At 71.3% G+C, this 20,954-nt stretch carries 18 protein-coding genes and 3 pseudogenes; 16 read left to right on the top strand and 5 right to left on the bottom strand.

Going from position 1 to position 20,954, the window contains the following annotated elements; translation table 11 throughout:
• Positions 1–4 precede the first annotated feature (4 nt).
• From argF to ACRAWC_RS05490, 3 genes are all read left to right on the top strand, one after another.
• Positions 5–943 carry an ornithine carbamoyltransferase gene (gene argF, locus ACRAWC_RS05500; RefSeq protein WP_431346851.1) on the top strand — a complete coding sequence of 313 codons (939 nt, stop codon included), beginning with the start codon at positions 5–7 and terminating at the stop codon, positions 941–943.
• A complete protein-coding gene (argH, locus tag ACRAWC_RS05495) occupies positions 940–2,397 on the top strand; it encodes an argininosuccinate lyase (RefSeq protein ID WP_431346850.1) in 1,458 nt (485 codons plus the stop codon). The genes argF and argH overlap by 4 nt, the downstream gene beginning before the upstream one ends.
• 120 nt (positions 2,398–2,517) lie before the next feature.
• Positions 2,518–3,144: a DNA-3-methyladenine glycosylase gene (locus ACRAWC_RS05490; protein WP_431346849.1), complete on the top strand. Its 627-nt coding sequence runs from the start codon at positions 2,518–2,520 to the stop codon at positions 3,142–3,144.
• A 76-nt stretch (positions 3,145–3,220) separates the two neighbouring features.
• Here the strand turns inward: ACRAWC_RS05490 and ACRAWC_RS05485 are convergent, their stop codons facing one another.
• On the bottom strand, positions 3,221–3,820 hold the full coding sequence (locus ACRAWC_RS05485) for a hypothetical protein (RefSeq protein ID WP_431346848.1): 600 nt from the start codon (positions 3,818–3,820) through the stop codon (positions 3,221–3,223).
• Entirely contained in the window at positions 3,817–4,443 is a 627-nt protein-coding gene (locus tag ACRAWC_RS05480) for a DNA-binding protein (RefSeq protein ID WP_431346847.1), read from the bottom strand. The genes ACRAWC_RS05485 and ACRAWC_RS05480 overlap by 4 nt, the downstream gene beginning before the upstream one ends.
• A 167-nt stretch (positions 4,444–4,610) precedes the next feature.
• On the opposite strand from ACRAWC_RS05480, the gene tyrS reads away from it, so the two are divergent.
• Positions 4,611–5,942 (top strand): tyrosine--tRNA ligase, encoded by a 1,332-nt coding sequence (tyrS, locus tag ACRAWC_RS05475; protein WP_431346846.1) that lies wholly within the window; start codon positions 4,611–4,613, stop codon positions 5,940–5,942.
• Here the strand turns inward: tyrS and ACRAWC_RS05470 are convergent.
• Genes ACRAWC_RS05470 through ACRAWC_RS05460 form a run of 3 tightly spaced genes read right to left on the bottom strand, consistent with a single transcriptional unit; the run spans position 5,920 to position 8,947 of the window.
• Positions 5,920–6,993 carry a glycosyltransferase gene (locus ACRAWC_RS05470; protein ID WP_431346845.1) on the bottom strand — a complete coding sequence of 358 codons (1,074 nt, stop codon included), beginning with the start codon at positions 6,991–6,993 and terminating at the stop codon, positions 5,920–5,922. The two genes, tyrS and ACRAWC_RS05470, sit on opposite strands and share 23 nt — an antisense overlap.
• Positions 6,990–7,901 (bottom strand): glycosyltransferase family 2 protein, encoded by a 912-nt coding sequence (locus tag ACRAWC_RS05465; RefSeq protein WP_431346844.1) that lies wholly within the window; start codon positions 7,899–7,901, stop codon positions 6,990–6,992. Before ACRAWC_RS05465 ends, ACRAWC_RS05470 begins: the two co-directional genes overlap by 4 nt.
• On the bottom strand, positions 7,898–8,947 hold the full coding sequence (locus ACRAWC_RS05460) for a glycosyltransferase family 2 protein (RefSeq protein WP_431346843.1): 1,050 nt from the start codon (positions 8,945–8,947) through the stop codon (positions 7,898–7,900). Before ACRAWC_RS05460 ends, ACRAWC_RS05465 begins: the two co-directional genes overlap by 4 nt.
• 132 nt (positions 8,948–9,079) lie before the next feature.
• Between ACRAWC_RS05460 and ACRAWC_RS05455 the strand changes: the two genes are divergently transcribed.
• From ACRAWC_RS05455 to ACRAWC_RS05400, 12 genes and pseudogenes are all read left to right on the top strand, one after another.
• The gene (locus ACRAWC_RS05455) at positions 9,080–10,333 is read left to right on the top strand and encodes a hypothetical protein (RefSeq protein WP_431346842.1); all 1,254 of its coding nucleotides are present in this window, start codon (positions 9,080–9,082) and stop codon (positions 10,331–10,333) included.
• 19 nt (positions 10,334–10,352) lie between these two features.
• Positions 10,353–10,508: a hypothetical protein gene (locus tag ACRAWC_RS05450; RefSeq protein ID WP_431346841.1), complete on the top strand. Its 156-nt coding sequence runs from the start codon at positions 10,353–10,355 to the stop codon at positions 10,506–10,508.
• Entirely contained in the window at positions 10,495–11,292 is a 798-nt protein-coding gene (locus ACRAWC_RS05445; protein ID WP_431346840.1) for a TlyA family RNA methyltransferase, read from the top strand. Before ACRAWC_RS05450 ends, ACRAWC_RS05445 begins: the two co-directional genes overlap by 14 nt.
• A gap of 119 nt (positions 11,293–11,411) precedes the next feature.
• Positions 11,412–12,337 (top strand): annotated as a pseudogene (locus ACRAWC_RS05440) (NAD kinase).
• Between the two features lie 58 nt (positions 12,338–12,395).
• Positions 12,396–14,113, top strand: a pseudogene (gene recN, locus ACRAWC_RS05435) (DNA repair protein RecN).
• A 51-nt stretch (positions 14,114–14,164) separates the two neighbouring features.
• Positions 14,165–15,925 (top strand): CTP synthase, encoded by a 1,761-nt coding sequence (locus tag ACRAWC_RS05430; RefSeq protein ID WP_431349368.1) that lies wholly within the window; start codon positions 14,165–14,167, stop codon positions 15,923–15,925.
• A pseudogene (locus ACRAWC_RS05425) lies at positions 15,925–16,616 on the top strand (NUDIX domain-containing protein). Before ACRAWC_RS05430 ends, ACRAWC_RS05425 begins: the two are co-directional and overlap by 1 nt.
• Positions 16,613–17,518, top strand: a complete 906-nt coding sequence (gene xerD, locus ACRAWC_RS05420; RefSeq protein ID WP_431346839.1) for a site-specific tyrosine recombinase XerD — start codon at positions 16,613–16,615, stop codon at positions 17,516–17,518. The pseudogene ACRAWC_RS05425 and the gene xerD overlap by 4 nt, the downstream one beginning before the upstream one ends.
• Before the next feature lie 295 nt (positions 17,519–17,813).
• Entirely contained in the window at positions 17,814–18,713 is a 900-nt protein-coding gene (locus ACRAWC_RS05415) for a ParA family protein (RefSeq protein WP_431346838.1), read from the top strand.
• Positions 18,697–19,524, top strand: coding sequence for a segregation and condensation protein A (locus ACRAWC_RS05410; protein ID WP_431346837.1), 828 nt, complete (start codon positions 18,697–18,699; stop codon positions 19,522–19,524). The genes ACRAWC_RS05415 and ACRAWC_RS05410 overlap by 17 nt, the downstream gene beginning before the upstream one ends.
• A complete protein-coding gene (scpB, locus tag ACRAWC_RS05405; RefSeq protein WP_431346836.1) occupies positions 19,514–20,128 on the top strand; it encodes an SMC-Scp complex subunit ScpB in 615 nt (204 codons plus the stop codon). Before ACRAWC_RS05410 ends, scpB begins: the two co-directional genes overlap by 11 nt.
• Positions 20,118–20,882: a pseudouridine synthase gene (locus tag ACRAWC_RS05400; RefSeq protein ID WP_431346835.1), complete on the top strand. Its 765-nt coding sequence runs from the start codon at positions 20,118–20,120 to the stop codon at positions 20,880–20,882. The genes scpB and ACRAWC_RS05400 overlap by 11 nt, the downstream gene beginning before the upstream one ends.
• The last annotated feature ends 72 nt before the right edge of the window (positions 20,883–20,954 follow it).

Below are 20,954 nucleotides of genomic sequence, written 5' to 3'. Positions count from 1 at the left end.
CCCGATGACACGTCATTTCCTCCGCGACGACGACCTGAGCCCGGCTGAGCAAGCCGAGGTGCTCGCCCTGGCCGCGCGCCTGAAGGCCGACCGGTTCTCCGCGAAGCCGCTCGCCGGCCCGCAGACGGTCGCCGTGATCTTCGACAAGACCTCGACCCGCACGCGCGTCTCGTTCGCCGTCGGGATCGCGGATCTGGGCGGCAGCCCCCTGATCATCCAGAGCGGCGAGAGCCAGCTCGGCGGCAAGGAGTCGCTCGCCGACACCGCGCGCGTGCTGGAGCGCATGGTCGCCGCGATCGTCTGGCGCACGTTCGCGCAGACCGGGCTGGAGGAGATGGCGGAGGGCACGACGGTCCCCGTGATCAACGCGCTCTCGGACGAGTTCCACCCCTGCCAGATCCTCGCCGACCTGCAGACCGTCCGCGAGCACAAGGGCCGCACCCAGGGCCTGACGCTCGCCTTCTTCGGCGACGGCGCCAGCAACATGTCGCACTCGTACCTGCTCGGCGGCGCGACTGCGGGCATGCACGTCCGCGTCGCGGCTCCGGCCGCCTACGCGCCGGACAGCGCCGTGGTCGCCGACGCCGCGGCCATCGCCGAGCGCACCGGCGGTTCGGTGGCCGTCTTCACCGACGCCCGGGAGGCCGCCACCGGCGCCGACGTCGTCATCACCGACACCTGGGTGTCGATGGGCAAGGAGGACGAGAAGGCCGAGCGGGTCGCCGTCTTCGGCGACTACACGGTGAACGCCGAGCTGATGGGCCTCGCGGCGGACGACGCGGTGTTCCTGCACTGCCTCCCCGCCTACCGCGGCCTGGAGGTGACGGCCGACGTGATCGACGGTCCGCAGTCGGTGATCTGGGACGAGGCCGAGAACCGCCTCCACGCCCAGAAGGCGCTGCTGGCCTGGCTGTTGGCCAAGAACGAGGAGGGGGCGGCATGACCGCGGACACCGCTGACGGCGTCGGCAAGACCGACGAGGGCAAGCTCTGGGGCGCGCGCTTCGCGGGCGGCCCCTCGCCCGAGCTGGCCGCGCTGAGCAAGTCCACCCACTTCGACTGGGCGCTCGCGTCCTACGACATCGCCGGCTCGCGCGCGCACGCCCGCGCCCTCGCGGCGGCGGGCTACCTCGACGACGTCGAGCTGGCCGGGATGATCGGCGCCCTCGACGTGCTGGAGGCCGACGTGATCTCCGGCTCCTTCGCCGCCGCCGAGAGCGACGAGGACGTCCACGGCGCCCTGGAGCGCGGCCTGATCGAGCGGGCGGGAGCCGAGCTCGGCGGCAAGCTGCGGGCCGGCCGCAGCCGCAACGACCAGATCGCGACGCTGGTGCGCCTCTACCTGCGCGACCACGCCGGCATCATCGCCGAGCGCCTGATCGCGCTCATCGACGCGATCGCGGCCCAGGCGGACGCCCATCCCACCGCGATCATGCCCGGCCGCACCCACCTGCAGCACGCCCAGCCCGTGCTGCTCGCCCACCACCTGCTCGCGCACTGCTGGCCGCTGGTGCGCGACCTGGAGCGGCTCGCGGACTGGGACCGGCGTGCGAACGTGTCGCCGTACGGCTCCGGCGCGCTCGCCGGCTCCACGCTCGGGCTCGACCCGCTGCTGGTCGCCCGGGAGCTCGGTTTCGCGGTCAGCTCGGAGAACTCCATCGACGGCACCGCCGCGCGCGACGTCGTCGCCGAGTTCGCCTTCGTCGCGGCGCAGATCGGCGTCGACCTGTCGCGCTTCGCGGAGGAGATCATCCTCTGGAACACGCGCGAGTTCGGCTTCGTGACGCTCGACGACTCCTACTCCACTGGGTCCTCGATCATGCCGCAGAAGAAGAATCCGGACATCGCCGAGCTCGCGCGCGGCAAGGCGGGGCGTCTCATCGGCAACCTGACCGGCCTGCTGACCACCCTCAAGGGCCTCCCGCTGGCGTACAACCGCGACCTCCAGGAGGACAAGGAGCCGGTCTTCGACTCGGTGCAGACGCTGGAGGTCGTCCTCCCCGCGTTCACCGGTATGGTCGCGACGCTGCGCTTCCACACCGACCGGATGGCGGAGCTCGCGCCGCAGGGCTTCTCCCTCGCGACGGATGTCGCCGAGTGGCTGGTCACCCAGCACGTCCCGTTCCGGAACGCGCACGAGATCACCGGAAGCCTGGTCAAGTTCGCGGAGGACGACGGCCTGGAGCTGAGCGACCTGACCGACGAGCAGCTCGCCGCCGTCTCGCCGCTGCTGACGCCGGAGGTGCGCTCGGTGCTCACGGTGGAGGGCTCGGTCGCGAGCCGGGCCGGGGCCGGCGGGACCGCTCCCGACCGGGTCGCCGACCAGCTCGCCGCCCTGACCGAACGCGTCCGCGCCCTGACCCGCACCCTCGTCGCGACGCGGCGGGACCTCGGCTGATGGCCGGCAAGCGGCCGGGCTGGCTCATCCCGCTGATCGTCGTCGTGGCGGTCGCCGTGATCGTGATCGGCCTGATCGTGGCCGTCGTCGCCGGCGGCCGGATCTTCTGAGCCGGCCCGCATGACGCTCTACCGGCCCGGGCGCGACGTGTTCACCGCGTCGGCGCTGGAGGTCGCTCCGAAGCTGCTCGGCGCCGTGCTCCGTCACGAGACGGCGGAGGGCGTCGTCGGCATCCGGATCAGCGAGGTGGAGGCCTACGTCGGCGACGGTGTCGACCCCGGCTCGCACTCCTTCCGGGGCCGCACCAAGAGGAACGCGGTGATGTACGGCGGCCCCGGCCACCTGTACACATACTTCACCTACGGGATGCACGTGTGCGCGAACGCGGTGTGCTCGCCCGAGGGGGAGTCGTCGGCAGTGCTGTTGCGGGCGGGTGAGGTCGTGGAGGGCGCCGAGCTGGCGGCGCGCCGGCGCGGCGGTCCGACCGGCCGGGCCGTCACCGCGCGCGACCTGGCGCGGGGCCCCGCGCGGCTCGTGGTGGCGGCGGGCATCCTGCTGTCCGAGAACGGCTCCGACCTCTTCGCGTCCCCGTTCGACCTCCTGCTGCCGACCGAGCAGCCGCCCTATGAGACCGGCCCGCGCACCGGCGTCTCCGGCGCCGGCGGCAGCCTGACCTTCCCCTGGCGTTACTGGATCCCCGGCGACCCCACCGTCAGCCCCTACAAGCGCCACCCCAAGTCCCACTGAGCAGCTATCTCTTCCTCAGTTTCTCCCGCGACACGCCGGGTGTGAGCGGGAGGAAGTGAGGAAGCGATGGCTGCTGTCAGGCGGCGGCGAAGCGGAAGAGGCCGGCGCAGACGCACGCCCAGATCAGACTCACGAGGGTTCCGATGATGAAGCGCTCGCGCGCCTCCGGGGCCTCCAGCTCGGTGAACCTGCCGACGCCCTTGATCGCGATGAGCACGCCGAGCGCCTCCGGGAAGCCGGCCATGATCGAGCCGGTGGTGGCGAACCGCTCGAGGTAGCCGATGGTCATGCCGCCGCGGAGCACTTCGCGCGTCTCCTCCACCCCGCTGACCCGGTCGTGCACGACGATGCCGCCGTGGACGCCGGGCACGGAGGTGCTCCGCGTCGCGAGCGCGAGGGTGAGCTGCGCCGCCGGTCCGCCGCCGACGACGCTCAGCGCGAGCGCGACGAGGCCGATGAGCACCCGGAAGACGACGGGGGCACCGTGCTGCGGGAGTGCGACGAGGAGGAACGCGAGCCCGAGCAGACCGGCAGCGGTGTAGACCAGCGGCCGGCGCGGTGTGCGGAGTGTGGCGATCATGCAGCACACGGCCGCGATGGCGCTGATCAGCGCGAGCGCCCACAGCACGACAGGCAGGACGGTGGCGAGAAGCTGCGGCACGGGCAGGGGCGTCATCCATCCTCCGGTCGTTCGGCCGACTGCTGGGCTGCGTCGGCGGTCCTCAACAGCCTAACCAGGGCCGGCTGGGCCGCGAGGTCGGCGCGCAGGCCGGCGGCGCGGGCACGGTCGTTCGCCGATTGCGGGGTGATGCCGAGCCGGGAGCCGGCCTCCGCCTGTGTCAGGCCGGCGGCGACGAGGTCGTAGAGCTCCCAGCCGGCCTCGCTGCGCGCCGCTCGCAGGGTCAGGAGGAGGCCGACGAGCGCCTCGACGTCGGCGGCGGACTCCGGCGCGGCGACCGCCTCCGCGGCGAACCTCAGCGGGGTGCGCTTGGCGCGGGTGACCGCGCTGCGGGCGGCGACGAACGCGGCGCCGCTGGCCTCGCGCGTCGCCTCGGGGAGGGGCGTGCGGACCTCGCCGATGCCCAGGCCGACGCTCCAGGCGTCGCCGCGCGCGAGGGTGGTGACGATGTCGAAGGCTGTGCCGGCGTCCGCGGTCAGCGCCTGGAGCTCGTCACCGGCGTTCCGGTCGGCGGGCAGCGCGAGCCGCTCGCCGTGGCGCTCGTTCAGCGCCGCGAGAGCCGGCGCGACGATGTCGGGGCGGCCGCGGCTGTCGACCTGGTCGGCGGTGACGACGAACATGGGGACCTCCTCGAGGTGCGCTCCGGAACGGGTGAGGCGGGCGATACATCAGGCCTGTGGACCTGATCCAGACACTATCAGGTCAGGAGACCTGATTCAACCCCAATCAGGCCTGTGGACCTGATCACTCGACAGGTCGGAATGACCGCCGCTGCTACTCTGTGGGAGTGCCAGAAACCGCCGCCGCAGCAGACCGCAGCAGCGCAGAGCCGAGGCTCAGCGCGCAGACCAACGACCCGTCGTTCGACGACGTCTGGGACGAGCTGACGTGGCGCGGACTCGTCCACGTCTCCACAGACGAGTCCGCGCTCAAGGAGCTCCTGGCCGGCGACCCCATCACCTTCTACTGCGGCTTCGACCCGACAGCGCCGAGCCTGCACCTCGGCAACCTGGTGCAACTCCTGACCATGCGCCGGCTCCAGCTCGCCGGGCACAAGCCGCTCGGCCTGGTCGGCGGTTCGACCGGCCTCATCGGCGACCCGCGGCCCACCGCCGAGCGCACGCTGAACACCAAGGAGACCGTCTCCGAGTGGGTCGGCTACCTCGAGCAGCAGGTCACCCGCTTCCTCTCGTCGGAGGGTGAGAACGCCGTCCGCCTGGTCAACAACCTCGACTGGACGGCGCCGCTCTCGGCGATCGACTTCCTGCGCGAGATCGGCAAGCACTTCCGCGTCGGCACGATGCTCAAGAAGGACGCCGTCGCGGCGCGTCTCAACTCCGACGAGGGCATCTCCTACACCGAGTTCAGCTACCAGATCCTGCAGGGCATGGACTTCCTGGAGCTCTACCGCCAGTACGGCTGCGTGCTGCAGACCGGCGGCAGCGACCAGTGGGGCAACCTGACCAGCGGCACCGACCTCATCCGCAAGGTGGAGGGCGTGCACGCCCACGCGATCGGCACACCGCTCATCACGAACAGCGACGGCACCAAGTTCGGCAAGAGCGAGGGCAACGCGATCTGGCTCGACCCGGGCTTCACGAGCCCCTACGCGATCTACCAGTTCTGGCTCAACGCCGACGACGCCGACGTGATCGACCGTCTCAAGGTCTTCACCTTCCTCCACCGCGCCGAGATCGAGCGCCTGGAGCGCGCGGTCGCCGAGGAGCCGTTCCGCCGCGAGGCCCAGCGTCGGCTCGCCTACGAGGTGACGGCGCTCATCCACGGCGCGGACGCGACGGAGGCCGTCATCGCGGCGTCCGAGGCCCTCTTCGGCCAGGGCGACCTGGCCGGTCAGGACCGCGGCACGCTGGAGTCGGCCCTCCGCGAGCTCCCCAACACGACGACGGCGGCGTCCACCACGATCGCCCAGGCCCTGGTCGACACCGGGCTCACCAAGAGCCTCGGCGAGGCCCGGCGCGCGGTCGCGCAGGGCGGGGTGTACGTGAACAACGCGAAGGTCGAGGACGCGGAATCTGCGGTGGGCGACCACCTGCTGCCGGGTGGGATGGTCGTGCTGCGGCGGGGGAAGAAGACGCTCAGCGGGGTGTTCGTCGAGTAGAGAGTGTCTCCTCGAGCCATTCGGTCAGCGCGCAGAATCTCTGAGTGACGAAACTCTCGAGGCGGTCGGCGATCGCGGGGTCGGCGCGAGGCGGCGCCGCTCGCAAGCGCTCGTAAGCCGCGGTGAGTTCCGCCCGATCGTCGGCGAGGACCAGAGTGTCGCCCGCGATGGGGACGAGTTCCTCGACGGCCGGCGTGCGGCGCGTGACGACGATGCGCCCGGCGGCCAGACCTTGCCAGACCTTGTTCGCGACGACGGTACGGGCCTTCGTGGAGTCTCCGAAGATGCCGAGGACCACGTCGGCGTCGAAGATGCGCTCGAGCAGTTCCCGATGGCTCATCGTGTCGTGGAAGACGCAACGATCCGCGATTCCTGCGCGTTCGATCACCTCCCGTACCAGTTCCCGCGGTCCGTAGGAGACCAGGTCCAGGGTGATCCGGGGATCCGTGCCCTCCAGCGCCTCCAGCGCGAAGGGGAGGCCGTGCAGCGGGATGTTGCCGCCGAAGTAGAGGATTCGCAGCGCGCCGTCCGGTTCCCGGGGCGGGCGCGGCCGGATCCACACCGGCGCTCCGACGGGGAGGCCGAGCACCGGCGTGGTCGTCCCGTGCGCGGCGCGGATGGACTCCGCGCGCACCTCGGTGTCGATGAGGTACAGGTCGGCCCACCGCACCGACAGCGCATCGACCATCCGGAGGAGGCGAGCACGCAGTGATCGCTCGGAGGCGTACCCCCAGTCCTCGATCGCCGTCTCGTACTTCCGCACGAAACCGTCGACGATGAGCGGGATTCCGCGCAGCCGGGTCGCCAGTCGTGCGACAGGCACGAAAGGCAGCGAGAATTCGGAGAGGATAGCGGCGTCGGCACCCCGGGTGGCGCGCCAGATCGTCACCGCGTCGGCTACCAGCCGCAGCGCTTTCGGCCCGCCGTCGCGCCGGGCGGAGACCCGCACCCTGAATCCGCTCGCTTCGAGCTGCTCCCGGACCCGGACGTTCCTCGGGTAGCCGGTGTCGTGCACCCGGAGCTGGACGACCGTCGGCTTCACGAGCTTCATCGCGCGGCGCTCGGCGCGGCAGCGGAGGATTCCGCGATCCGGCTCATCCGGTTCAGGCGCCGCAGGAGCGGGTTCCGCTCGGAGGGCCGGAGCACGCCGACGGTCGCTGCGAACCTCCGGATGTCATCGACGACGCCGCTGGGTGTCTGGTCGGGTGGGAAACCGGCGCGCCGCCATTCGAACCACCGCGGGACGAACCCGAGGCAGTGGTCGGCCAGCGCGTCGAACGACTCCCGCACGAGCGGATTCGCGGAGCGCGCCTGCCACCAGGACGGCTGGGCCGTGGTCTGCGTGGCGGTGCGACGATAGATCATCCGCGGCACACGGAGGCGTTCGATGCTGTAGCCGGCGGTGGCGGCTCGCAGATACAGGTCGAAGTCTTCGCTGGCGATGTCGCTTCGCCACCCGGCGAGCGAGCGGACCATGTCGGTCCTGGCCAGCATGGTCGGCTGCATGAACGGATTCGTCAGCAGCAGGATGAATGGCGCTGAAGCGGGTGAGATCGCGTACGGTTTCTGCGGTCGCACGATTGCCGTCCCTTCGCGCCACTCGACCCCCGTCGTGAAGCTGAAGTCGACTCCGCGCCGGAGCCGTCGCAGCTGCGCTGCGAATCGCCCCGGCAACGAGATGTCGTCGGCGTCCATCCGGGAGACGAGCGGGGTCCGCACCCGATCGAGGAGGAGATTGCACGAGCGCGCGATGCCGAGCCCGGTCTCGTCCTCGAGCACCTCGACGCGGTGATCGGCGACCGTGCGGGCGGCGGATTTCGTCCTGTCGACACTGCCGTCCGACCGGACCAGAACCCGACCGGTCCGGGGAAGCGACCACAGGATGCTGCGGATCGCGGTCGCGATCGTCCGTTCCGCGTCGCGTGCCGTGATGATCACAGTGATGGCCTCGTCGTTCATACGTCGTGCTCCTCTCGTCGCTGCGGACGGCGGACTCGGCGGCCGAGATCCAGGACTGCGAGCGCCGATCTCAGCGCGAGCGGCAGCAGCGCCGGCACGGTGCGCAGGAGCAGTACGGACCCGGCGAGACCGGGTGATCGTCGGGCGATCGACTGGATCGACAGTCCTCGTGCGCGTCTGCGCGCGAGCAGGAGAGCCTCGTCGACGGCAGCCCTGTCGGCGTTCCAGCGCACCGCGGTCTTCACGGCGGCCAGACAGAGGAACCGAGCGGTGAAGAGGTCCCGGAGCGCGGGGGTCAGGGCGTCGGCCAGCAGGGCGAGCACGTCGTCATGGGCACGTTCGAGCGCCCCGAGATCGGGTCTGCGGCGCCGGGTTATCGAACCGGGTTGGCGGATGTACGTGTAGACGGTCTCCGGGATGAGCCGGGCACGCTGAGCGCGGGCGATCGCTCCTGCGACGCCCACGATGTCGCTCTGCGACACGATCCGCGGGAACGGATCGACGCCGAGCGACGCACGGCGGAACAGCTTCGACCAGAGGAAGCCGTGGATCGTGCCGTCGAGCAGGAGCGTGGCCGCCGCGCGCGCGTCGACTTCGCGGGGAGCAGCGACCTCGGCGCCGTCGATGCGACGACGATCGAGGGCGTCCGGCCCCCATCGGAAGTCGGCACGGCCGACGACGACGTCGACACCCGCCGCGTGTGCACGCAGCGCGGCGAGCCCGCTCTCGCTCCAGTCGTCGTCATGGTCGACGAACCAGACGTACTCCCCGGACGCGCGCGCCAGCGCCTCATTGCGACGTGCGGCGACTCCCGCATTGTCGGTGTGGCGCACGTACGCGACGCCGTTCGCAGTGCGGAGGCTCTGCTCGAGTCGTTCGGCGCTTCCGTCGGTCGATCCGTCGTCGACGACCAGGACATCGACACCCTCCACCCGGGCGAGACGGCGGATTCGCCCGGCCAGGCTCTCTGCGCCTTCGCCGACATCGCGCAGGCTCAGGATCACCGTGGCGGAGGGCAGTGGGTCAAGCGCAGGGGTGTCGCTCATCGTCAGGGTCGGCTCCAAGGATGCGGCTGGTGGTCGTGGTTCTATGATCTAACCTGTCACCATCTCACAGAACAATATCAGACCCGTATTTCAATCATCGGGCGCCTCGTCGCCGCCGAGGAAGGATCCTTCGTGAATCGCGCCATGTCGTTCGCCCGGCTCCTGTCCGGCTATCTCGCGGTGCCGCTTCTGAATGCCGTCTCGCCTCTTCTGGCACTGCCCGCTATCACAGCGGTTCACAGCGGTGCCGCATGGGCGGCCGTCGCCATCGGTCAGTCTGTAGGGGGCGCCGGGGGAGTCATCGTCGAGCTGGGCTGGGGGCTGTCGGGCACACAGCGCGCGGCACGGCAGTCGGAGCGCAATCGGGCGCGGGCTTTTGCACTGTCCATCGTGACGAAGGCGATGGTCTCAGTGCCGGTCCTCCTCGTCGCGTGCGCGCTGACGGTCCTCCTCTCGCCCGGCTTCGGAGCGGAATCCGCGCTGGTGGCCATCGGCGCGGTCCTGGGGATGTTCGCCGGTGGGTGGATCTTCATCGGGATCATGAGACCCCGTCTCTTCCTGCTCACCGAGGTGCTGCCCCGTGCTCTGCTCATCCTCGGCGCTGCGCTGGCGATCTCGCTGGGCGGCTCCCTGCTCTGGTATTCCTGCGCACTGGTGGTCGCGTCGCTGTTCGCGAGTGTCTCGGGCGCCGCCGTGCTCGGCGTGCGGGCGGGGGACTTCGTCGCCGTCGGATTCCGACGGTGCATCCGGATCATCGGGATGCAGGGGCACGCGCTCGCCGCCAACGTGTTCTCCAGCGTGTACATCTCGTTGGGAGTCACGGTGGCGACGCTCGGCTCGCCGCACTCGACACTGCTGTTCGCGACCGTGGACCGTCTGCAGCGGATGACCCAACAGGTGCTCTTCGCTCAGAACAGTCTCATGAAGGGCTGGGTGGGCACGGTCGTCGATCCTGCCGCCCGGCTGGAGCGCGCCCGCCGAATGGCGTTCCTCGCCTCGGTGCTCGGCGTCGTCTTCGGTGCAGCCTTCGCGCTCGGCAGTCCGCTCGCCGCGGACGTCGTGTTCTCCGGAACCGTGCACATCCCGGCCGCCGCCGCGGTGATCGGCGGTGCGTCGATCTGGGTGATCTGCACCTCGATGGCATCCGGAGGTGTACTGCTCGTCACGCTCGGCCGGGTGGACGCCATCGCGCGGTCGGCGTTGGGCGGGGCGGTGGTCGGCGTCCCGCTCATCTTCCTCGGGAGCATGTTCGGCGGCGGGACGGGAGCCCTCGGCGGACAGCTCGCAGCGGAGACGACCGTCCTCGTGATCCAGGTCGTGACCATTGCGGCCGTGCTGCGACGCCGCCGGGCGGCCCTCGTCGAGTCGGCGCCCGCGTCGTCCTGAAACTGTGTAGTGTGACCGCATGCCCGACTTCCCAGCAGACGACGGCGACGCCCTCGTCGCACGCCTCGAGGTGATCGAGGGGCAGCCGCTCGCCGAGCGCGCCGGGGCCTACGCTCAGCTGCACGAGTCGTTGCAGGCCCGGCTGGAGGGCAGCGATCGGCGTGGCGGGAACTGAGCGTCTCGACGTCGCCCTGGTCACCCGTGGTCTCGCCTCGTCGCGCACGCGCGCGGCGTCCCTGATCGCCGACGGCCTGGTGACCGTCGACGGCAGACCTGTGCTGCGCGCTTCTGCCAAGGTGGCCGACGGTCAGGAGCTCGTCGTCGCCGGAGCCGACCACTACGTGAGCCGCGGGGCCCACAAGCTGATCGCGGCGCTCGACGCCTTCGAGGTCCCCGTCGCCGGGCGCGTCGCTCTGGACGCCGGCGCCTCGACGGGCGGTTTCAGCCAGGTGCTGCTGGAGCGCGGCGCGAAGCTGGTCGTCGCGGTGGACGTCGGGCATGGCCAGCTCGACGCACGGCTCGCCGGCGCTGAACGGCTGCGCTCGTTCGAGCGCGTGAATGTGCGGTCGCTGGACGCCACCGGGTTCGCCGCGCTGGTGGGCGACGGGATCGCGCCGGAGTTGGTCGTCGCCGACCTGTCGTTCATCTCGCTGACCCACGTCCTCCCGGCGCTGCGGTCGGTCGCGACCGACGACGCCGACTTCGTCCTGCTGATCAAGCCGCAGTTCGAGGTGGGCAGGCAGGGGGTCCGCGAAGGGATCGTGACCGACCCGGGGCTGCGGCTGGACGCGGTCGAGCGCGTGCTCTGGGCTGCACACGACGTCGGGCTCGGCACGGCCGGCGTGATCGCCTCACCGATCGCCGGCACCCACGGCAACCATGAGTTCCTCGCCTGGTTCCGCGGCGACGCGCCCGATCCGTCGGCGTCGCGCGAGCTTCTCCTCCACCTCTCGCCCTGACTGAACGTTCTCCACAATCTCCGCTTCCCGGGCGCATCCCCGACCGAAAACCGACAGAATGGTGGGACGGCCCGGAACCGGGCGGACGCAGAACGGGCGAGAAGGCACAGGGAGGCGACGTGGCGGCATCGGGTGACGCGCAGCGATACATTCTCGTCGTCGCGCACACCGGCCGTCAGGACTCGCTCGATGCCGGCGTGCAGGTGTGCCGTCAGCTCCTCTCCGCGGGCGTCGTGCCGGTGCTCAGCGAGGACGAGCGCCGCGATCTGCTCGCCGCCGCGCCCGACCTCGACGCGGTCGCGGTGCTCGGCGACGAGGTGCAGGCGAGCGACCTCGAGCTGGTGATCGTGCTCGGCGGGGACGGAACCATCCTGCGTGCGGCCGAGCTGGTCCGGGGTGCACGGCGCCGCTGCTCGGCGTCAACCTCGGGCACGTGGGCTTCCTCGCCGAGAGCGAGCGCGACGACCTGGAGATCGCCGTAGCCCGCGGGCTCGCGAAGGACTACGAGGTGGAGGAGCGCATGACGCTCTCCGCCCGGGTCAAGGTCGGCAAGGAGGTCGTCTACGAGAGCTGGGCGCTCAACGAGGCGACAGTGGAGAAGGCGAGCCGGGAGCGCATGCTCGAGGTCGTCATCGAGGTCGACGGGCGGCCGATGTCGAGCTTCGGCTGCGACGGCGTCGTGATGTCGACCCCGACCGGGTCCACCGCCTACTCGTTCTCGGCCGGCGGACCCGTGGTCTGGCCCGGCGTCGCCGCACTGCTGCTCGTGCCGCTCAGTGCGCACGCCCTGTTCTCGCGGCCGCTCGTGGTCGACGCCGACTCGTCGCTCGCGATCGAGCTCCTCGACCGCGCGGGCGGGGAGGGCATCCTCTGGTGCGACGGCCGGCGGCAGTTCGACCTGCCGCGCGGCTCCCGCGTCGTGGTGCGCCGCTCGCCCATTCCGGTGCGGCTCGCGCGCCTGCACCTCGGGCCGTTCACCGACCGGCTCGTGCACAAGTTCGACCTCCCGGTGACGGGATGGCGGGGGCCGGCCGGACGTGACTGAGCGCTCCACCGCCCGCGCCGCGGCGGGCCGCACGCAGGCGGCCGCACCACGCGGCGGCATCGACGAGATCTCCATCCGCGACCTCGGCGTCATCGCCGAGGCCGCGCTGCCGCTCGGTCCCGGATTCACCGCGATCACCGGCGAGACCGGCGCGGGCAAGACGATGGTCGTCTCCGCGCTCGGCCTCCTCCTGGGCGAGCGCGCCGACACCGGCGCTGTCCGGCTCGGCAGCGCGCAGGCCTGGGTCGAGGGCCGCTGGCGCGTCGAGGAGCCGGGGAGGTCGTGGAGCGCGTCCGCGACGCCGGCGGCGACGTCGACCCGATCGGCGACGGAGCGGCGGAGCTCGTGCTGAGCCGCTCGGTGTCGGCCGAGGGCCGGTCGCGCGCCGTCGTCGGCGGTCGCAGCGCGCCGGTGAGTGTTCTGACCGAGCTCGGCGAGCAGCTCGTCGTCGTGCACGGCCAGTCCGACCAGCTCCGGCTGCGGTCGGCCGTGGCCCAGCGCGAGGCGCTCGACCGCTTCGCCGGGCCCGAGCTCGCGAGCGCGCTGGACGGCTACGTGCAGGTGTTCCACCGGTGGCGCGACAACGCGACCGACCTGGACGAGCTCCTCGCCGACCGCGACCGTCGCGCGCGGGAGGCCGACGACCTCCGTGTCGCGATGGCCGAGATCGAGGCCGTGGCGCCGCAGCCGGGGGAGGACGCCGAGCTGGGCGAACGCGCCGAGCGGCTGACGAACCTGGAGGAGCTGCGGCTCGCCGCCGCCGGCGCCCGCGAGCTGCTGTCCGCCGAGGAGTCCGAGGAGCCCGACGTCGTCGGCCTGCTGGAGGCCGCGCGCCGACAGATCGAGCGCGTCGCGCCGCACGACGCCGAGCTCGCGCCGACCGTGGAAGCCGTCGCCAACCTCAGCTACCTGGCCTCCGACATCGCCGGGCAGCTCTCCACCTACCTCGCCGCGCTCGACACCGACGGCTCCCGCGAGCTGGAGGCCGTGCAGGAGCGCAGGGCGGAGCTGTCCACGCTCGTCCGCAAGTACGGCCCCACCCTGGACGACGTGATCAGCACCCTGGAGACCGGGAGCCTGCGGCTGCTGGAGCTCGACGGCGACGCCGACCGCATCCAGGAGCTCACGGATGAGGTGGCGGCCGACAGAGCGCTGGTGAGGGAACTCGCCGCCGACCTGAGCGAGCGCCGCCGGGCCGCAGCCGAACGGCTCGCCGCCGCGGTCTCCGACGAGCTGTCCGCCCTCGCGATGCCGGATGCCCGCGTGGTCGTCGAGGTGACCCAGCGCGACGAGGACGACCCGCAGAGCTACACGGCCAGCGGCCGCGACCAGGTCGCGATCCTGCTGCGCCCGCACCCGGGCGCCGAGCCGCGGCCGCTGGGCAAGGGCGCGTCGGGCGGCGAGCTCTCGCGCGTCATGCTCGCGATCGAGGTCGTCATCGCGGCGACGGACCCGGTGCCGACGTTCATCTTCGACGAGGTGGACGCCGGCGTCGGCGGCGCCTCGGCCATCGAGATCGGCCGCCGCCTCGCGCGCCTGGCCGAGAGTGCGCAGGTGATCGTCGTGACGCACCTCGCCCAGGTGGCGGCGTTCGCGAACAACCACCTCACGGTCGTCAAGGGCAACGACGGCGCGGTGACGGCCTCCAGCGTCCGCCGGCTCGACGGGGACGAGCGGATCGCGGAAATGGCGCGGCTGCTCTCGGGCCTGCCCGACTCCGAGAGCGGGCTCGCTCACGCCCGCGAGCTCGTGGACATGGCGGCGGCCGCACGCTGAGCGCGACACGCGCGGGACACCCCGCAGCAGGTGATAAGCTGAGAGCCCGTGGTGGATAATTCAGACGCGGCGCAGACCAACAGCAAAAACGGCACTACCAAGCACATCTTCGTGACAGGTGGTGTCGTTTCTTCGTTGGGGAAGGGCCTCACAGCGGCCTCCCTCGGCAACCTCCTGACGGCCCGCGGCCTCCGCGTGGTCATGCAGAAGCTCGACCCGTACCTCAACGTGGACCCGGGGACGATGAACCCGTTCCAGCACGGCGAGGTGTTCGTCACCGACGACGGCGCCGAGACCGACCTCGACATCGGCCACTACGAGCGGTTCCTCGACATCAATCTCTCGCAGTCGGCGAACGTCACCACCGGCCAGATCTACTCGAACGTGATCGCCAAGGAGCGCCGCGGCGAGTACCTGGGCGACACCGTCCAGGTCATCCCGCACATCACCGACGAGATCAAGCGCCGGATGCGCCTCCAAGCCCAGCCGGGCCCGGACGGCGAGCCCGCGCCGGACGTCATCATCACCGAGATCGGCGGCACGGTCGGCGACATCGAGTCGCAGCCGTTCATCGAGTCGGCGCGCCAGGTGCGCCACGAGCTCGGCCGCAAGAACTGCTTCTTCGTGCACGTCTCGCTCGTGCCGTTCATGAACGCCTCCGGCGAGCAGAAGACCAAGCCGACGCAGCACTCGGTCGCGGCCCTCCGCTCCATCGGCATCCAGCCGGACGCGCTCGTGCTGCGCAGCGACCGGCCGGTCTCCGAGTCGAACAAGCGCAAGATCGCGCTGATGTGCGACGTGGACGAGCAGGCCGTCGTCAACGCGGTCGACGTCCCGAGCATCTACGACATCCCGACCATGCTGCACGAGCAGGGCCTGGACGCCTACATCATCGACCAGCTCGGCCTCGACAAGGCCGCCGACGTCGACTGGAACGGCTGGGCGCGCCTCCTGGAGGCCGTGCATGACCCCAAGCACGAGGTCACCATCGGCCTGGTCGGCAAGTACATCGACCTCCCCGACGCCTACCTGTCGGTCACCGAGGCGCTGCGTGCGGGCGGCTTCGCCCACCGCACCAAGGTGAAGCTCAAGTGGATTCCTTCGGACGAGTGCCAGACCCCGGAGGGCGCCGCCGCGCAGCTCGGCGAGGTGGACGGCATCTGCGTGCCCGGCGGCTTCGGCGTCCGCGGCATCGAGGGCAAGGTGGGCGCGCTGAAGTTCGCCCGCGAGAACGGCATCCCGGCCCTCGGCCTGTGCCTCGGCCTGCAGTGCATGGTCATCGAGTACGCGCGGAACGAAGCCGGCCTCGCCGGCGCCTCGTCGTCGGAGTTCGACCCGGAGACCGAGTTCCCGGTGATCGCCACGATGGCCGAGCAGGTGGAGATCATCGCAGGCGGCGACCTCGGCGGCACGATGCGCCTGGGCCTGTACCCTGCGCTGCTGGCGGAGGGGTCGCTCGCGGCCGAGCTGTACGGCGCCGCGGAGGCCAGCGAGCGCCACCGTCACCGCTACGAGGTGAACAACAACTACCGTGAGCAGATCGCCGACGCCGGCCTCTGGTTCTCCGGCACCTCGCCGGACGGCCACCTGGTCGAATATGTCGAGCTGCCGCGCGACGTGCACCCGTTCTACATCGGCACCCAGGCCCACCCGGAGCTGCGGTCGCGCCCGAACCACGCCCACCCGCTGTTCGCCGGACTCGTCGGCGCGGCGCTGGACCGGCAGAAGGCCAGCCTGCTGTTCGAGGTCGGCGGCGACGACGAGGTCGGCGCCGCCGTCGACGGTGCGCTCGAAGTGGGCGCGGACGCCTGATGGCGCCGGAGACCGGCGGCGCGCCCGAAGCCGGCGCGCTCCGTGATGAGCGGTTCCATCCCGAGATCGTTTCCTCCGAGGTCGTCTTCGACGGGAAGATCTGGGATGTCCGGCGGGACACCTTCCGCTACAACGGCGAGGAGATCACCCGCGAGTACGTCGACCACACCGGAGCCGTCGCGGTGCTCGCGCTGGACGACGAGGGCCGCGTGCTGCTCATCCGGCAGTACCGCCACCCCGTGCGTCACCGCGACTGGGAGATCCCGGCCGGGCTGCTCGACATCCACGGCGAGGACCCCTGACCGCGGCGCAGCGCGAACTGGCCGAGGAAGCCGACCTCCAGGCAGAGCACTGGAACGTGCTGACCGACGTCTTCACGAGCCCCGGCGGCAACGACGAGGCCATCCGCGTCTACCTGGCGCGCGGGGTGCGGTCTACCGCCGAAGCGTTCGAGCGTGAGGCCGAGGAGGCGGACATCGAGGTGGCGTGGGTGCCGCTGGAGGAGGCGGTCGACGCGGTGCTCGAGCGGCGTGTCCACAACGCGGTGCTGATCATCGCGGTGCTCGCCGCGCGAGTCGCCCGGGAGAAGGGCTGGGCGGCCCTCGACGCAGCCGAAGCGTCCTGGCCGAGCCACCCGAAGCTGTCAGACCACGCTGCGCCCGAGCTGAGCGAGCAGAGCGCCGCGGGATGACGGTCGCGGCGGACGCGGACGCCTTCCTGAGGCACGTCGCCATCGAGCGCGGCCTCTCGGCGAACACGGTCGCCGCGTACCGGCGCGATCTCACGGTCTACACGGTCTGGCTGGCCGAGGAGGGCGTCGGCGACGTCCGCGAGGTCCTGCCGGCGACCGTCTCGACCTACCTCGCCCACCTCGCCTCGCGTGAGGAGTCGCCGCTGACGGCGACCTCCCTCGCCCGGATGCTGTCGACGGTGCGCGGTTTCCACCGGTTCCTGCTGGAGGAGGGCCGCGTGCAGGTCGACGCGGCCCGCGACATCCGGCCGCCCAAGCAGCCGAGCACCCTCCCGAAGGCGATCAGCGTCGACCAGGTCGCCGCGCTGCTGGCGGCCACCGACGGGGATGAGCTGGACCACCTCCGCGACAAGGCCCTGCTGGAACTCATGTACGCGACCGGCGCGCGCGTCAGCGAGGCGGTCGGACTCAACGTGGACGACGTGATCGACACGGACGTGGTGCGCCTCACCGGCAAGGGCGCCAAGCAGCGGATCGTGCCGCTGGGCAGCTACGCCCAGGCCGCGGTCGCCGCCTACCTGGTGCGGGCGCGCCCGGTGCTGTCGGCACGGGGGAGGGCGACGCCCGCGCTGTTCCTGGGGATGCGCGGCGCACGCCTGTCCCGGCAGAACGTCTGGCTGATCATCCGGGCCGCCGCCGAACGCGCCCAGCTCGGCGTCGAGATCTCGCCGCACACCCTCCGGCACTCGTTCGCGACCCACCTGCTGGCGGGCGGCGCGGACGTGCGCGTGGTGCAGGAGCTGCTCGGCCACTCGTCAGTGGCGACGACGCAGATCTACACACTGGTGACCGCGGACGCGCTGCGGGATGTGTACGTGACGGCTCACCCGCGGGCGCGGTGACGCCCCCGCGGCCTCCGTGGCGTAGCCGCTGCCCACGTGCCGCCGCAGCAGCGCGAGGCTCCACTCGGCGTCGCGCCCGTCGCGGAGTCGGAGGCGCAGGCGCTCGGTGGTGAGCTCGGCTGGCATCGTCGGCATCCGCACAGCGTACGCCCTGGGACGCGCCCGGTGATCTGCCGAGGACTGCGCAGTGACCCGCCGCCGTCGCGGCCCGCGTCGAGGGGTGCGCGCGGATAGGATGGAGCCCGTGAACAGGCCGTGAAACGGCCGTCGGTCGAAAGGGACGAGGATCAGCCAGGTGACGCGCAACGACGAGGTCAGGACGGAGCTTCCCGGCATGGACACCGCAGCCCTCGCCGCGCCGCACGGGCCCACCGGGCGACCGCTGCGCACGTTCCCGGCCCCTGCCGAGCTGCGACAGCACGGCCCCGCGAAGATCGTGGCGCTGTGCAACCAGAAGGGCGGCGTCGGCAAGACGACGACCTCCATCAACCTGGGTGCCGCGCTGGCCGAGTACGGCCGCAAGGTGCTCGCGGTCGACTTCGACCCGCAGGGCGCGCTCTCGGCCGGTCTCGGCGCACAGACGCACGACGTCACCACGATCTACGACCTCCTCCTGAACCGCAACGCGGACATCCAGGAGGCCATCCAGTCCACCGGCGTGCCCGGCCTCGACATCATCCCGGCGAACATCGACCTCTCGGCGGCCGAGGTGCACCTGGTCAACGAAGTGGCGCGCGAGCAGATCCTCGCCGGCGTGCTGCGCAAGGTGTCGGCCGACTACGACGTCATCCTGATCGACTGCCAGCCGTCGCTCGGAATCCTCACCGTCAACGCGCTGACCGCGAGCCACGGCGTGCTCATCCCGCTCGAGTGCGAGTACTTCGCCCTCCGCGGCGTCGCGCTGCTGATCGAGACCATCGACAAGGTGCGCGAGCGCCTCAACCCGGCGATCGAGCTCGACGGCATCCTCGCCACGATGTACGACTCCCGCACGCTGCATTCGCGCGAAGTGCTGGAACGCGTCGTCGACGCGTTCGGCGACCGCGTTCTCGAGACGGTGATCTCCCGCACGGTGAAGTTCCCGGACGCCTCCGTCGCGGCGACGCCGATCACGCAGTTCGCGCCCGAGCACCCGGCGGCGGAGGCCTACCGCCAGCTCGCGAGGGAACTGATCTTCCGTGGCGCCGTCGCCTGAGGCGCCGCAGGATCAGGACACCGCCGACGAGGGCGGCTTCCGCGTCGCCGTCGGCCAGTTCGAGGGGCCGTTCGACCTCCTGCTGTCGCTCATCTCCAAGCACGAGCTGGACATCACCGAGATCTCGCTGAGCCGGGTCACCGACGAATTCATCGCCTACCTGCGCCGCCTCGACGCCGACGAGAGTCTGGACGAGGCGAGCGAGTTCCTGCTCGTCGCCGCGACCCTGCTCGACCTCAAGATCGCCGGCCTCCTGCCGCAGGGCGAGCTGGTCGACGCGGAGGACGTCGCTCTGCTGGAGGCGCGCGATCTGCTGTTCGCGCGGCTTCTGCAGTACCGGGCGTTCAAGGAGGCCTCGACCTGGTTCGCGGTGCACCTCGATGCCGAGAGCTCGCGGCACGCCCGCACGGTGCGGCTGGAGGACAAGTACCGGCAGCGCACGCCCGAACTCGTCTGGACGCTGACCGCGGAGGACTTCGCGGCGCTCGCGACGTTGGCGATGACGCCGCGCGAGATCCCCGTCGTCGGCCTCGACCACCTGCACGCGCCGCTGGTCAGCATCCGCGAGCAGGCCGCAGTGGTGGTCGGGATGCTGCGTGCGGGGGAGCCGCTGTCGTTCCGGCAGCTCGTGGCCGGGGCGGAGCAGAAGGGCGTCGTGATCGCGCGGTTCCTCGCCGTGCTGGAGCTGTACCGGCACGCGGCGATCGCGTTCGAGCAGCTCGAGCCGCTGGGCGAGCTGACGCTGCGCTGGACGGCCGAGCACTGGTCGGAGGAGAACCTGTCGAACCTGGGAGCGGATTATGACGGTTGACGGAACCGAGCTGGAGACCGAGCCGGCCGGCGTGGAGGACGCTCGGATCGAGCGCGCGCTGGAGGCGATCCTCATGGTGGCCGACGAGCCGATGAGCCTTGTGACCCTCGCCACCGCGGTGGGTGCGCCGGTCAAGCGCGTCCGCTCGGCTGTCGACGCGCTGGTGGCCGACTACGACGGCGCAGCCGGACCGGACGGCGCTCCCGGCGTGCGCCGCGGCTTCGAGCTGCGGGAGGTCGGCGGCGGCTGGCGCGTCTACGTGCGGCCGGAGTTCGACGCCGTCGTCTCGGGCTACGTCCTCCAGCAGAACCCCACCCGGCTGTCGCAGGCGGCGCTGGAGACGCTCGCCGTGATCGCCTACAAGCAGCCGATCAGCCGCGGTGCGATCGCCTCCATCCGCGCCGTCAACGTGGACTCCGTGGTGCGCACGCTGCTCGGCCGCGGCCTGATCACCGAGCTGTTCACCGACAGCGAGACCGGGGCGATCAACTACGGCACCACCGACCTGCTGCTCACCCAGCTCGGCATCAACTCCATCGAGGAGCTGCCGAAGATCTCGCCGTTGCTGGCGGACGGCGCGGAAGGATTCGACGATGTCCGCTGACGGAGTGAACGGCGGCTCGCCCGCGCAGGGCGAACGCCTCCAGAAGGTCATGGCGGCCGCCGGTGTGGCCTCCCGCCGCGTCTCGGAGGACATGATCGTCGCCGGCCGCGTCACGGTGAACGGCCAGGTCGTCACCGAACTCGGCCGCCGCGTCGACCCGGCCACCGACCGTGTGGCCGTGGACGGCACCGCGGTCCAGCTCGACACCTCCCGGCGCTACGTGATGCTCAACAAGCCGGTCGGCGTCGTCAGCTCGATGCGGGATGAACAGGGGCGTCCCGACCTGTCGCGCTTCACCGCCGGCTACGCGGAACGGCTGTTCAACGTCGGGCGCCTCGACGCCGAGACCTCCGGCCTCCTCATCCTCACCAACGACGGCGAGCTCGCCCATGTGCTCGCCCACCCGAGCTTCGGCGTCACCAAGACCTACATCGCCCGCGTGCGCGGCACGGTCACCCCGCAGACGATCGCCCGCCTGACCAAGGGCGTGGAACTGGAGGACGGCCCGATCGCCGCCGACAAGGCGCGGCTGCTCCAGTCGCGCTCCGCCGGAGGCGACAGCCTGGTCGAGATCACCCTGCACTCCGGCCGTAACCGCATCGTCCGCCGGATGATGGCGGAGGTCGGCCATCCGGTGATCGAGCTCGTCCGCCGCCAGTTCGGGCCGCTGCACCTCGGCACCCTGAAGGTCGGCGCGATGCGCGACCTGACCAGGGACGAGCTGGGCGCGCTGCTGACGATCTCGCGCCAATAGCAGGAGACTCGGCCGCATTCTCCGTCTGGAGCGCATCCGGAAGGAGGTCGGGCGGCGCGTCGGCGCGAATCT

It is taken from the genome of Leifsonia sp. L25 (genome assembly GCF_050632895.1).
This window is presented reverse-complemented; position numbering and strand designations above follow the sequence as displayed.